General features: G+C 41.4%; 2 protein-coding genes. Both read left to right on the forward strand.

The genetic code is table 11. The features are described from left to right. The first annotated feature begins 231 nt into the window (after nt 1-231). Nucleotides 232-861, forward strand: a complete 630-nt coding sequence (locus tag NR114_RS24180) for a LuxR C-terminal-related transcriptional regulator (protein ID WP_256824858.1) — start codon at nt 232-234, stop codon at nt 859-861. Nucleotides 862-1,065: 204 nt separating this feature from the next. Continuing rightward, nucleotides 1,066-1,626: a hypothetical protein gene (locus tag NR114_RS24185; RefSeq protein WP_125470289.1), complete on the forward strand. Its 561-nt coding sequence runs from the start codon at nt 1,066-1,068 to the stop codon at nt 1,624-1,626. The last annotated feature ends 373 nt before the right edge of the window (nt 1,627-1,999 follow it).

A 1,999-nucleotide genomic window follows, 5' to 3' on the forward strand; every position in this document is an offset into this window, starting at 1 on the left:
CAAGAAAATTCTTTACGAACTTAATGTCCATCACATAATCCTAAAAAGGATAAAACCTCCGTTTTTTTATTGGTATTAAAATACATAGTCACACCAAACATAACTAGCGATATAATCGTCAAGCAAAGCATAATTCAGACTTATCATTGATAGCTATCACCAACCCTGCTAGCCAATGATAACCCTAATGTGTGCTGATATGGGAAATGACACTTACTGCTAGGGAAGCTTATGTTCAGAGAATCTATTACCGTATTTTTATCAGATAAAAATCGCTACTTCACACATGGCATCCAATTGGCGTTAGAAAGCTATTTTCGCTCAAAAAATGTGAATGTGCGTTTTACTGAAAATGCCTTCGAGTACAGAATGGCCGACATCATCTTCCTGGCAGCCAACCCAAGCGAAAGTACTCTGCCTCATTATCTGTATTCACAGGCAAAAGCTTGCTGCCCGCTGGTTTTCTTGATCGATGATGAACGAATAGCAGCACCAGCTTCCCACTCAAGTCGCCGGAAGAAATTCACTCATATCTCTCGCAACAAAAGTGTAGCGACTTTATTAGAAACCTTCGACCGCGTCATATTAGCCAATGTCATTCAAAATAAAAGAAATCGCTGCGATTTTGGTTATGCCTCCCGATTCGCCAGGTTCTCTACCAGAGAGTATGAAGTCATTCATTATCTCTCTTTAGGCCTACCCAACATTTTGATTTCACGGAAACTAAATCTGAGCGAAAAAACCATCAGCCAGCATAAACGTAACGCGATGCGAAAGCTCAATTTTAAACGCAATGCCGAGCTGCATTTTTGGCTGCTTTGTGGTGGTTTAAAGGATGTGGGGCGGCATGTTCTGATGTAACTCAAGAACAGGAAAATTCATGATTATTTTCAAACGTCTTTTCTCTAAAAACAGACCCCGTATGGAAATAAATGCATTTTTCTCTATTCGGTTAACAACGTCACTTATTGGGTTTTCTGATTGTTCAATTAAAAGACGGATAATGGAAAACTCAACAACAACCCAGCAGAAGGCAGGTCAAAACGAGTTGAAGGAAAGCATAAAGTGATGCTAAACCGCACAACCCTGCTTGGTTCAATCAGCATGTTACTATTATTACTGGCGCTGCTGCCTTCACTTTTGAAAATGATTAACGTTTCTGCTATTCCTACGGTGTTGAACTCTACTCAAGATGACCGCCCATCGCCTAATACTCATCCGAGCGAAGACATAGGTGAGCCAAAAGGCGGAAAGCATCAAGTGCTGTTAACCGACAACGATACCCTGCCAGAGCAAGCTGAGTTCAAAATCAGACGGGGAGAGAATAAGATACTCAGTAAGAACCTGGCAGATTCACATAAATGCTATTACGACTTATCGGTTGAAAGCGCTTCGGCCAAATTCAATTTTCAAATCATCCAGCAGGAAGTGAAAAAATTTGTCCGGAAAAGAATATTGTCACGTAGAAGGTTGGCGGGTTTGAGTTTTAGAGTCAATAAAAACATTAAAATAAACAGCAGAGATAAGCAGCCCGTATTTTTCGAGTACGAGCATTTATTTGATAAAGTGATATCTGGCAAGTCACCCTATGAATACTTTATGACAGTCGGCGAATTCCCGAGGTAAAAAACTGAGCTTCCTATGACTCTATACGAATACGCCATGTGGCTCCAACGAAAGGAGTGCAATGGGTTTCTTATCGAGGAAGAGGTTTATACTGCCGATCAGCACTTCAAGCTAGCGATGGTTGTACGTAATCTGAAGCGCTTTGGCCAGAATATCGGGTATGGGGCAGTATGGAACGCCACGAGTATACGCGACAATATTCGACGGTTATTACTGGTCTTTAGTGCCACTTACCCTGGAGTGGCACACCTACCAATGGTTTTTCATTCAACGCCAACGAACCAGTCTTAAACTCTTCAAACCTCAAGCGAAACATCGCTTATAATCAGCCTGATGAAATATCCCCCACCGCAAACCAATACTAAATCGAAAA

The organism is Serratia sp. Ser99 (genome assembly GCF_024519545.1).
GTDB classification, from domain to species: domain Bacteria; phylum Pseudomonadota; class Gammaproteobacteria; order Enterobacterales; family Enterobacteriaceae; genus Serratia; species Serratia liquefaciens.